This is a genomic window from Paenibacillus melissococcoides (assembly GCA_944800085.1).
Classification (GTDB): Bacteria; Bacillota; Bacilli; order Paenibacillales; family Paenibacillaceae; genus Paenibacillus_B; species Paenibacillus_B melissococcoides.
Genome location: CALYLO010000008.1, coordinates 1 through 12238, shown reverse-complemented (window position 1 = coordinate 12238; position 12238 = coordinate 1). Strand labels below are relative to the sequence as shown.

The following is a 12238-nucleotide window of genomic DNA, read 5'->3' as shown; positions in this document are numbered from 1 at the left end:
TTCCTGAAGAGGGTTACTCTGAAATATACTTTTTTGGTCAAGGAATATAACTATAAGCATTTTTTTAAAAATATTTTACATTTCGCACCTTTATATAAAGCCTATTTTTGATGTGGCCAACAGCCGTTCATATGTCGTCAGCCAAGCCCCAGGCGAGAAGGTCGAATGGAACAACAAGAGCAAAACCGTCACCGTGAAGACTACAACTGGTAAGAAAATCGATCTGCCACTGGGGCAAAAGGTTGCGATCGTTAATAGTATGAAGAAGTTCATCGATGCACCGGCTATGAAGATAAGCAAGAGCGAGTTTTTGCTGCCATGAACCTCAAAAAATGGCGACCCGGCTCTGGAAGACCGGTCGCGCACCTCTCCTGAGTTTTCTTTCGTATTTGTAAATATAGCTAAAAAACGTAAAGAACTCCCGCGGTTGCAGTAGTTCGCGGGAGTTTGTCTTCAATCTTAAAGCCGCGATTTACGCGGCTTCTTTAGTATATATGTTCTTATCCCTCGACAGCTTATCGCATGGTCTCCGACAGCCTGTAATTCGACCACGCCACATTTTTCAATGGCACTTACAATCCATCTAGCGGCATCATTTGGATCAACCTGGGATGATACTCTACGGATGGACGGCATGATAAAGTTTTTTGAGCTGTGACTCGTTATGCCGCATGCTCATACTCCGTTCTCTATAAATAAATTCAATTATAAACGCAAAAAACCCGAGAGAGGGCGCTTTTTTTAAAGTGTCCATCTCTCGGGTCACAGTTCAATCGAAGCCTTTTGGGGCTTTTCTTTTCACCCAAAACCAGAACATACATTCTCTTTAAACGAGCTTTTAAAGGAGGTTCATCATGAATTTGGAATAACATGTAAATAATTTACTGAAGTACTTGAATATTTGTCACCCTTATGAAATCGATGTTGAAGCAATAGCTTATTCATGCCATGCCGAGGTCTTCTCAACGCCGTTTCGCACCCATTGTAGCCCTCATCCGCTCAAGGCGGGATGGAGCCACTAAGTAGGGCTTGCTGAACATATTGCCTTTTAGGCCACAGAGGCTGACGGCACAGATTCAGCAGCAGTCTGAAAATCGGCAAAAAGAGAACGCGCAGCTTGCGTTCGAGATTCATAACAAGCAGTTGCAGAGCAATGACCGTTTCGCTTGTCTCTCGAAGGCGTGCTCGAATACGCCCCAGTCCGTAGGAGCGTTTGCCTTCTCCGAATTTTCCTTCGATCGCGTTACGCATTGAAGCATCCTGTCTGGCCTGGTTCCGTTCTGGTTCCGCTTCTTTCTTCGGACGTCCTAAGTTTGGACCACTCAGACGGATGCCGTGCTCCTTACAATAGCGAAGGTTCTCCCGGTTTCGGTAGATTTGGTCGGCTAGAATGGCTTCCGGATAACATCCATATCGCTGGACGAACGACTCCACGGAAGCTTTCAGTGTCATGCTTTCGTTGAAGTTATCCCAGGACAGCTTCTCCATCCGAGCGTAACCATCCACCAGACTGATCGCCAGCTTTGCTCCAAACTCGACGGGAGCATTCACTTTCCCGCGGACAATCGGCCGTACATGCGGTTGGGAAAGACTGACGATTCGATCTTCCACCGAGTGTGTCCGTTTGTCGTACATCTCTTGCTGTTGACGATACAGCTCGGAAATGACGAGCAATTGCCGATACTGCTGCGAACCCAGTTGATTCAAGCTGCTTTTCGCTGCCAGCATTTCGATGATGCCAAGATTACGCGAAACATAACGAAGCTGTTTGCCAACCGCTTTCCGGATGGATTTGGCACCCGTTCGCCGTTTCTTGGCGATCTCGAGGTAGCATTTGCGGGCGGTTTGACGATACGTTCTCGGTTTCTTGGCCTTCCCGACGAAAGGCTCGTGCAGAACATCGATGATCGCTTCGAGTTTTTCCCGCGCCTCGTTCAATAATTTCAAATCGGTCGGATACGAGATGTCGGCCGGTGCGCAGGTCGCGTCGAGCATCAAGGTGCCTTTGTTGCATGGTTTCTCTTTGCTTTTGCCGTCTTCATTAACGGATGTTCCATCAGAGCCATGGCCGCTGCCTGGAGGATCTTGAGGATCGCTCTTGTTTTGTTCCTGTTTCTTTCGCTCTGCGTCCTCTTCCAAAATCCAATCGTTGATTCGTTCAATGACATCCGCACCCAATCGCTTGCGGAAATGGGTCAACAGCGAGTGATGGAACGGAGGCTTATCTTGGAACGCCGGCAGCCCAAGGAAGTACTGGTAGTACGGATTTTCGGCGATCTGCTGGACCGTCTCTCGATCATCGAGCTGCATACGTTCCTGAATGTACAGCGCTCCCAAAGCCATACGAACAGACAAAGGGATCTGACCGCGCATTGATTTCTTGAACGACTTCGCGTAGAATTCTTCTGCCCGCCACCACGGGATGATAGCGGCCAGTTGAACCCAACGGTTCTCCTTATTTAATTTACCGCCAAACGGCAAGTAGAAATCTTCGAACAACTGAAGCTGGCTTTCGGTTCTACGATACATGTTGGTTCACTCCACGTGCACGATTTTTTGCAAGAAATTCGCATTTTCCTTGCATTTTATTTCGAGTTAGAGTCCAGAAATCCTTGTAAAACCTTAGAAAAATGATTGTTCAGCAAGCCCTAAGTATGGCAAAACGGAGATGGAAGGAGTAGAATAATTTAAATTTCACCAAATTGAGTTCATCTTTTTAATAGGAGATGTTCTTACATGGCCAGTTATCGACAAATTCCTCCCTCCAATAAGCAGGGTTATAAATGGGTTTGTACATTAGAAGGACCGCCTGATCCGGCCACAGGCAAACGAAGACAAATCCCGCGTAGCGGAGATACCAAGAAGGAAGCATTTAAACATGCAAATGCTCTGCTCAAAAATCTACAGGATCATGGAATAGTCAGTATGCTTGCAGAAGCTGGAGTTGATCTAAAAACGATTATGCAGCGGGTCGGTCACGATGATCCAGACACCACATTAAGAATTTATACCCACGTAACGGAGAAAATGAGAAAAGACGCGAATGAGAGAATTCGAATACACTTCGCCGATATTTTGAACTTCAATTTCAACAATATCGATTCCACACCTGATCCGATTTTGCAAGAAATGTGATTTTTTCGTGATTTTATATAAAAAGGCTCCCTCTCGGGAGCCTTTCATTATGCGGTATTACAGGGTTTTTAATCCCCTTATTACATCATTCCGCCCATTTTGTTTTTGTTGTGTTATGTGTCTTTTCATTAATTTCTGTGGCGGTTCTTCTGTGTAAAATGTTCATAGAAATGTATGTGGTTATGGTAAGTGCGTTAACATCCGGTTAACATGTTAACAAATTAACGACTGACACTATCCGTTGTGGATCTTTATAAAGGTAGAACAATATATGTAGCCTTTTTCGATATATAAATCCTCTAATTCAGACACAATGTCCATGTCAACTCCATATTTACTACATAGCATATTTAATAAGACCGCAAACCTCTTGTGGACGATATCTTCTTCATGCTCACACTTCTTCAAGATGGATTCTATAAGTCCTTTGCTCTCTTTTGCGAATTCCGATACAACCATTCCCATTTTGCATCGTCTCCCTTTGGCGTTTTAAAGTTATCTATGTAGTTAAGTCGCCATGCGGTAACATTTCATTAGTAATGCCATTATATAGAAACAAATGTTCTTGTTCAAGTGTAAAAGATCCTTGCACACGTTCAATGCATCCACTGACATTGGTCTCTATGTCGATAAGGAGTTATTAACCGTGGCATTTCATGAGGGGAGATGCCTGCTTAAACTCCGCTTAAAGGAACGTCACATGTCCCAGGTCGAGTTAGCTAGAAAGACGGGGTACTCACCTCAGATAATTTCGCACTATGCTAACAATCGTTCCTTAATGTCATTGTCCGTAGCGAGGACAATTGCACACTTTTTAAAGTGCGACATGGAAGACCTTTATGAATGGCGCTGGAGCGATGATTGAGCGGCTCCTCCCCTCATTAAAAGTATAGTGACACTATACTCCCATGTTTTTAAAAGCCCACCCTCATCCTTCCTTTCATCTGTTGAATATTTCTGCTTTTCATATTGCATCATTGTATTACCAAAACATTGATATTACGCGTTTCTTGGGAATTTTCTTTTCATACACTTTTATATGTTGTCATTTTGAGTCGGCACGAAATCGGCACGCCGGATATGCTCAAACCACTTTTTCTCCATTCTCGTTGTACGATTCCCTGAAAGTATCGTTCATCATTTCTTCTATCTCTAAACATGCAGGAAACAATCTTGGATCAACATATTTTACCTCATGAACGAAAATGTTAAACAACTCAAAAAACTTTTCTCGCTCCATTTTTTCTCGTTCAATTTCATCAGCATTAAAAGGTTTGTTTTTTTGCTCACTCAATGTATGTGCCCTCCCTGATGTAAATCAAAAAAAATCATTTTTCCCTGTGATGAGCAGCCGGCCACTTAACTTAATTTAAACACACATATATGAGTGTGTATACATATATCGAGATTCCAAACATTCGACATTATACGACATATTATGCGATTATTTTTATTTCCTATCTGGTATAATGGGATATTTACTCGCTATTTCTTTGCACAATGTCCACGACATTTCTACCCATTGGCTGTTATCACCAAGGCAAATATGTATTAAACACCTTCTCGTATCTATGCAAGTCGCATATTTAATGTTCACCGCTGTTCTTCTATTAATAAATTCAAAAGTGTAACCACTATTGTTAATGGCATCGACCCAAAAAGCGAGCGGACCCGTGAGATAAAAATTCCGTTCAGCGACGCGTATAACGACACGTTTTATATATCTGTCGTATCTCATATAGAAAATCTCTTCTATACTTACTGTTGTTAAACCTTGATGCCCGTGCGGAGCTAATGACACCGATAAATAAGCAACCATACAGCACCCCCCAATAGAATGCTGTATTCCCTTTTGCTGTACTGCTTATACAATTCATTGCTTCTACTTAATTAGGGTGTAATAATATAGTTAACTTATATATTGAGGTGACAAAATGAAGCAATCGATTGAAGAGTTTACCAATAAAATGTTGGAACATTCAGAAGGTAATATAGAAGCTCTTATGAGTTATGTTTTGGGGCTACTTGAGGGTTCGCTGATTGCGGTTGATAGACTGGGTACAGACGCTAAGGAAGCTGTTCCTCAGATGAGGACAATCTTATTTGCCTATCATAGGGCATATGAAAAATTAAGAGGCGTCGATCCGTCTCAACTTAATTAAAGTTAAAAGCCTTGGAATGATCCAAGGCTTTCTCGTTAGTTAAATTTCATTTTCTCATTTTGGTGATATTCCCTCATTTCTCTTTTTATCTCTTCAATCATTTCTTTCTTATCATCAGTCAATGCATTTGCCCCTAATAAGAAACCTTCGAACATTCCGATAGCGTGATTCCTTATATTAATCTGATCATTAATAGATAATTTCTTTAATCTGCTGCTTTCGCCAATCATTTTCTCACCCCACAAATAGTTATATATGCATTATTGCATAAGAGGTTGCAAAAAAACACGGTTTTGGGTAAGACGGTTGCAACAAGGATTTGTCAAGGGGTTTACTTTACATTTTTCGATGTAAAGTAAACACGCCCAAAACATACGGTTATGTAAAGTAAAATGGTATTAAATGTAACAAAGAGCCTCGGGACTACTCCCGGGGCTCCTTTTCGTCTACATGTTCGATCACATCATTCGGCTGTACAGCGAAATATGAACACGTCTTATCCAGCACTTCCATCGAAACATACTCCCCTTTACCCATCTTCGCCAATGTTGCCGTTGAAAGGCCGAGCGCTTGCCTATATTGCGTTTTAGACATGTCTCGTTGCAGCAGTAAATGCCACAACGGCTTATAACTAAACCCCATAGCCGGGCCTCCTTGTCCTGTTATATTTTCATTATAAAAATTTATGTTTAGGAAATCAAATATTTTGTTTGACTTATTGTTTATGAAAGTGTATATTATATTTAGGAAGTTAAACATGACTTCCTAGATTGGAGGTGAAGGGCGTGAAAGAAATGGTGCAACTGATTACGGCAATCATCCAGTGCTACACTGCATACCTTATCTACAAGGCAACTGGCCGTAAAAAGTGAAAAGGTACTTATCGATGCGGCGCGCGCAAAGGTAAGTACCCACGGGAGGTCGTCCGGCATGACGGCCTCCTCACCAAAATCTTATCACGCCTTCACCCCTAATAACAAGGTATGAGGGAGGATGGACAAGCATGGAATACATTACTTGGACATTCAGTACTGCAGCCCTGGCACTAAGCATCATCGCATTGGTGGTTACGTTACGGAATAGAAAATAAGTCGGCGGGCGTACGCAGGGAGGGAAAAAGGATGAAATACAATGTGACGATGGATGGAATTCTTATTCGGAATGAAATTGATGCAGAGCGCTTGGAACGGTTTTTGAAAAAATTAGTATTCGAGGGAGGATGTCAGAAATCGGAGAATTTCTATCTGTCGCAGTTCGGTTGCATCGTGAAAGTGATTCCAGTAAACCCCGCCTGATGATGGTCCGAGGGATACGGACCGAAACCTAGCCGCAGCGAGCGGCGATGGTCGCGGATATCCGCTACACGGACGCGTTGCAACGTGGCCGTTTTACATATATTGCTCTTTAAAATATATCAAAGGGTGATAGCAATGACTCCTTACGAAAAGGTATTCCGTGCATTTGTTTCTGAACTCGATGGTACTGAATTAATGCAGCAAGCTCATACATTTTACGTCGGACAAGTCAGTAACATATTAGGATGGACTGATCTTACAGATTCGAGATTGCTCGCGGAGATTCGGACGCTAGATAATGCATTCCGAACAATCGTTAGAAGATAAGCATGAAATCAAGGAGTTGTATTGAGAATGACGAATTGCAACTGTTTAGGGAAGGAAGAGGAATGGCACTTTGATGATGACTTAGGCTGCTGGTATGTATGTAGAGAATGCGAAGAATGCGGGTATTATTGGGAGGGACCTTATTATCATCTGGACGATCCTGAACTACGTCCCGAATAAAACGCTAAGGGCCGCGGTATATCACCGTGGCCCTTCTTTCGGAGGCAAGGAATCTCCAATAGTGTCTCCAATCAAGTGGTAGTTATACCGACCTTTCGTTCCTTTGCATCCCATTTAACTTTGACCCCGGCAGCATCAGCAACCGCCCGGATAGGAGCGTATGCGCTGCCGCCGATAAGTTCACCTGGCACAGGCGCGCCATTGATTGATGCCGTTTTGCTCTGCTGGTTCCAGCCAATCTTGGCGCCAAGCGCTTCGCCTACGGCCCGAATCGGAGCGAGAACCGTTCCATCGACTAGTGGCCCTTCGGCAATCTTTTTACCGTTGATTTCAATTCCGGCCATTACAACCTTCTTCCCCTGCTCATCGTATTTCATTAGTCCGTATTGTTCGATTAGGCCAATCAATAGCTGCGGATACTTCGGATCGGTCGCATATCCACCACGCCAGATTTCCCGGCAAGCTGTTTTGTAATCAGCGTTCAATACGCCGTGATAACGCTTCGGCTTGTCCTTTGTCCCGTTAAGGACGAGTTTCGAATGATCTTCGATGCTCTCAGCCCAGTTATGATACGCCCGAAAAGCAGCTTCTATTTGATAAGGTGTTCGGTCCGTTCTGTACTCCGTAGTAGGCATATTTACGCTGCCTGCCGGGCCCTTTCCCTTGATGCCGAATAGATTGTTCGCTTTTTTCGTCAGGCCGCTCTCTCCCCAGCCGCTTTCCAATGCAGCCTGGGCGATTGTGAGTGATGCGGGCACCCCTGTCCGCTTCATATCTTCCACGGCTGCCGGTGCAATCTTCGCAATGAAATCCGTTTGCTTCATGCTCCCCTTATCCTTTCCTTGTCCCTGATATTTTGAGAGGTACGCCCCGGGGTCTGTATGCATGCCGTAACCAAATGAAGGCGCTGCCTTGGTCCGTACCTCATAATGCAAATGCGAGCCGGTGCTGCGGCCTGTTGTCCCCTGCTTTCCGACTTCCTGTCCTGCTACTACTCTTTGACCGACCTTCACGGTGCAGGAATCCAGATGCGCGTAACAGTGCAGTGCGCCGCGCCCGTCCCTAATGGCGACTACAATACCAAAATTACCGAAGCCTGTTCCCGCTCGTCCTTCTCGGGCATGGACCACTTCCCCGCCCATAAACGCAAAAATAGGCGCTTTATGCGCCTTCACCAAGTCGATGCCGGTATGTTCTTTTTGTTTGCCATCAATAGGATCTTTTCGCGGCCCGAAAGGGCTTGTCACACGGTATCCATGCTTTCCCCAGTCATACATTTTTCTCGCCGCCCTTTCCTTTCAAAACAGCAATAACATCTTTCAATTGACTAGGCATGTTCATTCCGACGCGGCCAAGATTCTCTGTAATTGAAAGCAATTCATTTGCAATGAAAAAGTAAATTGCTCCAGACATAATTGCGTTCGTGCCTAAAATCAAATCAACATGATGGGCGAGCCCTACGATCAAGAACATTAGTCCTTTTTTAGCGAGCCCCCAAAAACCTACTTCGCTGCTCAAACCCTTGCTTGAATCTGTTGGGTTGTCGCGACCTTCTTTATATGCCGCCGCAAATCCTGTGATGTAGTCAACAGTAACAACAACGGCCAAAGCAGTCAGAAGCGAGCTCCACCCTCCATAAAAGAATGATGTAAACCCGCCAACGGCGGCGGCTCCCCACTTAATTAGCAAATCCCATCTTTCCATGAGTTTATCCCCCTATTGACATATGAAATAGCCCCCGGGTATCCCGAGGGCATAAATAAAGCGCCTGCTCTATGGCGTGGCGCTTATTCCTGTGTCGGAAATTTTATCCCAGTAATCTTCTCGTACTCTTCCGGCGTGATTTCCCCGAATCGGTTGGCCTCCGTCTTAACGGCTGCGCATAGCCCCTCTGCGTCGATCCATTCACAATCAAAAGCAAGTTTCCAGAAATTCATTCCGTTTGCCCTCCTTTAAATTCAATAATTTCAAGTTTAGCATTCGTCAATTCCGCACCCAGGCTGTCGATAGTCTGCTTTTTCTGCATGCTGTCCAGCCGCGATTGGGTCAACATTCTGCCAAGGTCATCAATGACGCTCTGCTGCTGGATATTCCTGATTTTCATTTGCGTCAATTCTTGGCCCAGCGCGTCGGTCTGTGACGGCTGCGGATCCGGATTCAGCGCTTCGATTTCCTCGTCCGTGAGTCCGTTCCGCCAGAAGCTTGGGCCGTCCACGGGTTGCGGCGGCTCCGGCAGCGGATCGTCGCTCTCCGGGTCATGCTCGGCCAGCACGGCCATGTATTCGGCGTATGCAGCCTCATAAGCCTCCTGCGCTGCTCTGTAGCCCTCGACATCGAATATAGGCTGATACAGCCCGTCAGGCATCGGCACAGCTACGGTGTAGCCTACGAGTACCGTTTCCGGTTCGTCAGGCTGCTCGTCGTCACGCTGCTCCGGTTCAGACTGCGGAAGGCTGCCGGGTTCGTCCGGTTCAACCGGTTCCCGCCGATCAAAAACGCCCGTCACGGAGTCCGCAACGAGCGTCGGTTCGATGTAGCGACCGGATAGGTCGGTTATGATTGCTTCTTTCATGTCGTGCCTCCTTATTTATTTGCAAGGAACGATATACCTTGCAATGAGAGATAATCATTTTTTGCATTAGGCGAGCCAATCTTTACAATCCCCGTTGGATCCACGTCAATGCGGACAAGAGCCTCGCCTACACCTGTTACCCATCCAAGCACAGGGAAAATAAGCGATTTGTCAGGTCTAAACCCTGTTGGAAGTATAAACAAAGATGTACCCAACGCTGCCGTTCCCCTACCTATCAAGCCCTCAATCGAAACAACATTCGAATCATCCTTATAGTAGAACGAATGTTCAAAAGGCGATCCATAATCTACCCACCCATTCAATAATGTAGGTTTAATCCGCAGAGGAGGTGGCGCATCCTTCTCCGCCTTCTGCGTCTCCACCACCGACAGCCGCCGCCCGATGTCACCTACATCCTTCACCAAGTCCGACACAGTCCCACGCAGGTTGGCCGCCACGGTGCCGCTGATTGGAGGCGCAAGAGTTGGATGAAGCATCGTATAGGTGACGTGGTAGATTGCGGTTGGGTCGTAATAACTAGGTTCAGTTTGTAAAACATTGTCGCCCTTCGCGATCCACGCCCTGTCAATTGCGTTATTTTTATAAACTATTGCACTAGCTACATGTGTCCTGTGTCGGAGCATCGTTGCAGGCAGATATGCATTGTTAATATTTCCTTCATCGCTAACACCGGGCGCTGGATTCGCCCGTTCCCGGATCACAATACCGCTGCCGACCTCGACCATGTTAGAGCCTGCGGAGAGTGTCGCGCCCAACTCGTAATTCCTGACGGGCTCGACGGTTGGCTTCGCCTTCAGGTATTGGAGGCGGTAAGGCGTCCATTCCGGATATGACGTTGTTGGCGTGTCAGCTACACTTGGATCGCTTGGCTTATTTATCTTAAACCATTGCTTTTTACCACTTGTATATGGAGTTTCGCGGCTCCCTTCTTGGTACATCCTCCAACCGTTAAAATACGCCTTAATCTCGTCGGGTTCCGGATTGTAATTTCCTCCCCATCCACTTTCATTATTGTGCACTGAAATATAAGCATTAGATGTGAAAATGCGAGTAACATCACTAAAACCCCAATTTTCTACATTTATAGGTTTATCATTTACGCTTAATAGACTGCCATTGTATTTTGTAACGAAAAGTCTGCCGTAGTCATCTTCATCTGCTGGGGAACTGTTATTTGGAACACAATCATTTGCAGAAAGGACTTTAAAGTCGTTTTGTGTAGAATGTCTTTTCCATACATGGGACCCATCCAACGTAACCTTCCCCCACGGCTCCAGCACATACGGTAGCCCATCGTCTCCCATAAAGAGCGTATCGGGATTGCTGCCGTCTACCGGATGAGCGGCGAGCTCCGTTTCGAAGGCGATCATGCTACGTTGCTGCGGTACGAAGGGCTTCGCTTCGGTTCCGACGGTGAGCATCGGGTTTTTACAGGATACGTCAATATCGGCGGAAAAGCTTTTGAGTACTAGCGCAATCTGCGTTCGACTACCAACGTTGAAGGAGCGGTAAGTATCCGTACCGTATGGGACAACGAACGTGTTGTAGTCTAGTTCCGTGATGCACCATGACACCCCGGAATTTTCGAGCGAGAATACATATGTCTGATTCGGCAGTACCGATAGATGATACGCCAGGAAGTCCCCGTCTCCACCAGCGCCAAAACGCAATTCATAAGGGGCTACCACTGTCGCTTTCGATGCGACAGTGATCCGATCGGCTTCATAAAACGGCGGCAGCAGATTGCCTCCCGTTACGATGGCGTATGGGTTCTTTACGTTGGTCATGCTGTCTACGTATGGATAGCGTTTGGCAACCTGTTCCGGTGTCATGCCTTCAATTGCATTGTACTCGGCCTCGGTGATCTCATACAGCCCGATTCCATCCGCAGATATCTTTTGGCCTGCTTCTGATGCTACGCCTCGGACGTAGACTTCCACCCTGTCTTTGCCAGCGAGATCCACGGGGGAAACAGCGACATATGCATATGTGAACTGATTGGACTTGACTGTCCCATTCGACTTGAACCATGATGTTACATTGGCCTCGCTCTTCACTTCTGCAAAGGAGAGGTGTACATACTGAGCGGATATGTTTCGAATATACCCGACGGCAATATAGTATTTATCCAGGTCTTTTACAGCACCATTGGAACGAATACCAAATCCCGCCTGTTCCTCCTTCGTACTCGCCACTTCGATGGAAAAGGATCCGTATACCCGCTCGGTGCTTAGAGCCTTAACACCGGGTCCGGGTGCAGACCAATCGGCTGTATTTTCACAGTCTCCAACTCGTCCTAGTAGGTTGATGAGTGTCCGGCCCTTTATCTCCCCCATCTGGAACGGCGTATCATTCTCGACCTCCACCACCTGGAGGCCGGGTTTAATCCCCAAGGGCTTGCCTAAAACGTGATCGACAGATTGCTTTAGGTTGCGTATTTCGTCCGTATTGCTATCAACATCCGCCCTTAATACGTTGATGTTTTCATCGGTGTACTGCTTCGCCACTGTAAGGGCAGCATCCGCTTTCTCTTGGGCCCCTGTTGG

The 12238-nt window shown here is 46.0% G+C and carries 14 protein-coding genes and 1 pseudogene; 5 read left to right on the top strand and 10 right to left on the bottom strand.

Annotated features, from left to right (window positions below; genetic code table 11):
* Window positions 1-112 precede the first annotated feature (112 nt).
* On the top strand, window positions 113-322 hold the full coding sequence (locus OCY70_RS24880; protein WP_261945286.1) for a stalk domain-containing protein: 210 nt from the start codon (window positions 113-115) through the stop codon (window positions 320-322).
* Between the two features lie 677 nt (window positions 323-999).
* Here OCY70_RS24880 and OCY70_RS24875 read toward each other — a convergent pair.
* On the bottom strand, window positions 1000-2529 hold the full coding sequence (locus OCY70_RS24875) for an IS5 family transposase (RefSeq protein ID WP_261945287.1): 1530 nt from the start codon (window positions 2527-2529) through the stop codon (window positions 1000-1002).
* A 207-nt stretch (window positions 2530-2736) separates the two neighbouring features.
* Between OCY70_RS24875 and OCY70_RS36270 the strand changes: the two genes are divergently transcribed.
* Together OCY70_RS36270 and OCY70_RS24865 are read left to right on the top strand one after the other, a co-directional pair.
* Entirely contained in the window at window positions 2737-3135 is a 399-nt protein-coding gene (locus tag OCY70_RS36270; protein ID WP_213431419.1) for a tyrosine-type recombinase/integrase, read from the top strand.
* Between the two features lie 559 nt (window positions 3136-3694).
* Complete coding sequence (locus tag OCY70_RS24865) at window positions 3695-4000, top strand: helix-turn-helix transcriptional regulator (protein WP_261945288.1); 306 nt, start codon at window positions 3695-3697, stop codon at window positions 3998-4000.
* A 219-nt stretch (window positions 4001-4219) separates the two neighbouring features.
* On the opposite strand, the gene OCY70_RS24860 is transcribed toward OCY70_RS24865, so the two are convergent.
* Window positions 4220-4429, bottom strand: a complete 210-nt coding sequence (locus tag OCY70_RS24860; protein WP_213431417.1) for an asparaginase — start codon at window positions 4427-4429, stop codon at window positions 4220-4222.
* 640 nt (window positions 4430-5069) lie between these two features.
* On the opposite strand from OCY70_RS24860, the gene OCY70_RS24855 reads away from it, so the two are divergent.
* Window positions 5070-5297, top strand: coding sequence for a hypothetical protein (locus tag OCY70_RS24855; protein ID WP_213431416.1), 228 nt, complete (start codon window positions 5070-5072; stop codon window positions 5295-5297).
* A gap of 35 nt (window positions 5298-5332) precedes the next feature.
* Here OCY70_RS24855 and OCY70_RS24850 read toward each other — a convergent pair whose 3' ends face one another.
* Entirely contained in the window at window positions 5333-5527 is a 195-nt protein-coding gene (locus tag OCY70_RS24850) for a hypothetical protein (RefSeq protein WP_213431415.1), read from the bottom strand.
* Window positions 5528-5720: 193 nt separating this feature from the next.
* A complete protein-coding gene (locus OCY70_RS24845; RefSeq protein ID WP_213431598.1) occupies window positions 5721-5939 on the bottom strand; it encodes a helix-turn-helix domain-containing protein in 219 nt (72 codons plus the stop codon).
* A gap of 479 nt (window positions 5940-6418) precedes the next feature.
* Here OCY70_RS24845 and OCY70_RS24840 point away from each other — a divergent pair, with 479 nt between their 5' ends.
* Window positions 6419-6592 carry a hypothetical protein gene (locus tag OCY70_RS24840; RefSeq protein ID WP_213426118.1) on the top strand — a complete coding sequence of 58 codons (174 nt, stop codon included), beginning with the start codon at window positions 6419-6421 and terminating at the stop codon, window positions 6590-6592.
* Window positions 6593-7170: 578 nt separating this feature from the next.
* Here the strand turns inward: OCY70_RS24840 and OCY70_RS24835 are convergent.
* From OCY70_RS24835 to OCY70_RS24810, 6 genes and pseudogenes are all read right to left on the bottom strand, one after another.
* Window positions 7171-7923, bottom strand: a complete 753-nt coding sequence (locus tag OCY70_RS24835; protein ID WP_261948777.1) for a glucosaminidase domain-containing protein — start codon at window positions 7921-7923, stop codon at window positions 7171-7173.
* A gap of 141 nt (window positions 7924-8064) precedes the next feature.
* Window positions 8065-8241: pseudogene (locus tag OCY70_RS36265) on the bottom strand (peptidoglycan DD-metalloendopeptidase family protein); the annotation flags it as partial.
* A 127-nt stretch (window positions 8242-8368) separates the two neighbouring features.
* Window positions 8369-8803, bottom strand: a complete 435-nt coding sequence (locus OCY70_RS24825; protein ID WP_213426120.1) for a phage holin family protein — start codon at window positions 8801-8803, stop codon at window positions 8369-8371.
* Window positions 8804-8886: 83 nt separating this feature from the next.
* Entirely contained in the window at window positions 8887-9036 is a 150-nt protein-coding gene (locus tag OCY70_RS24820; RefSeq protein WP_213431628.1) for an XkdX family protein, read from the bottom strand.
* Window positions 9033-9671, bottom strand: coding sequence for a hypothetical protein (locus tag OCY70_RS24815; protein ID WP_261944479.1), 639 nt, complete (start codon window positions 9669-9671; stop codon window positions 9033-9035). Before OCY70_RS24815 ends, OCY70_RS24820 begins: the two co-directional genes overlap by 4 nt.
* Before the next feature lie 11 nt (window positions 9672-9682).
* Window positions 9683-12238, bottom strand: a 2556-nt coding sequence (locus OCY70_RS24810) for a hypothetical protein (RefSeq protein ID WP_261948812.1), incomplete at its 5' end; no start/stop codon positions are given.

Excerpts from the sequence above, each read along its gene's own strand:
- OCY70_RS24825 (WP_213426120.1), bottom strand. The coding sequence starts at position 8,803 with ATGGAAAGATGGGATTTGCTAATTAAGTGGGGAGCCGCCGCCGTTGGC.
- OCY70_RS24855 (WP_213431416.1), top strand. The coding sequence starts at position 5,070 with ATGAAGCAATCGATTGAAGAGTTTACCAATAAAATGTTGGAACATTCA.
- OCY70_RS24865 (WP_261945288.1), top strand. The coding sequence starts at position 3,695 with ATGTTCTTGTTCAAGTGTAAAAGATCCTTGCACACGTTCAATGCATCC.
- OCY70_RS24840 (WP_213426118.1), top strand. The coding sequence starts at position 6,419 with ATGAAATACAATGTGACGATGGATGGAATTCTTATTCGGAATGAAATT.
- OCY70_RS24835 (WP_261948777.1), bottom strand. The coding sequence starts at position 7,923 with ATGAAGCAAACGGATTTCATTGCGAAGATTGCACCGGCAGCCGTGGAA.
- OCY70_RS24820 (WP_213431628.1), bottom strand. The coding sequence starts at position 9,036 with ATGAATTTCTGGAAACTTGCTTTTGATTGTGAATGGATCGACGCAGAG.
- OCY70_RS36270 (WP_213431419.1), top strand. The coding sequence starts at position 2,737 with ATGGCCAGTTATCGACAAATTCCTCCCTCCAATAAGCAGGGTTATAAA.
- OCY70_RS24845 (WP_213431598.1), bottom strand. The coding sequence starts at position 5,939 with ATGGGGTTTAGTTATAAGCCGTTGTGGCATTTACTGCTGCAACGAGAC.
- OCY70_RS24815 (WP_261944479.1), bottom strand. The coding sequence starts at position 9,671 with ATGAAAGAAGCAATCATAACCGACCTATCCGGTCGCTACATCGAACCG.
- OCY70_RS24850 (WP_213431415.1), bottom strand. The coding sequence starts at position 5,527 with ATGATTGGCGAAAGCAGCAGATTAAAGAAATTATCTATTAATGATCAG.
- OCY70_RS24875 (WP_261945287.1), bottom strand. The coding sequence starts at position 2,529 with ATGTATCGTAGAACCGAAAGCCAGCTTCAGTTGTTCGAAGATTTCTAC.